This window comes from Bradyrhizobium sp. LeoA1Lang, from assembly GCF_055413685.1.
The window spans coordinates 1-291 of the sequence record NZ_JBVAPG010000576.1 but is presented as its reverse complement, the minus strand read 5'-3'; the positions used below and the strand labels follow the sequence as shown (position 1 = coordinate 291).

Sequence of the window (291 nt, the reverse complement as noted above, 5' to 3'; positions counted from 1 at the left end):
GAAACGGCTTCATTCGCCGTCAGCCCGGCGTTCCCCGAAGCATCGAGATTCTCCTGCCACCCGAAAACTTGCCGATCCTCGAATGGCTCGGTATCAAAACGTCAAAATCACTGTGATGAACCACTAGACGAGCTCTGGACCGGCGATGGGCGTGCGCTACCTGTGCTCATGAAGGCCCAGATTTCCCGCGAAGTCGATCGGCTAGAACTGCTGCTCGAACAGATCAAGCTGGTTGAGGATGAACGCGATGCGCTCATCGCCGCACAAGCGGCCGCGGCACCGCCTTCGCCT

General features: G+C 58.8%; 1 pseudogene. It reads left to right on the top strand.

Annotation, left to right across the window (positions count from 1 at the left end):
• Positions 1-123: 123 nt before the first annotated feature.
• Positions 124-291: pseudogene (locus tag ACZYOF_RS44555) on the top strand (IS110 family transposase); the annotation flags it as partial.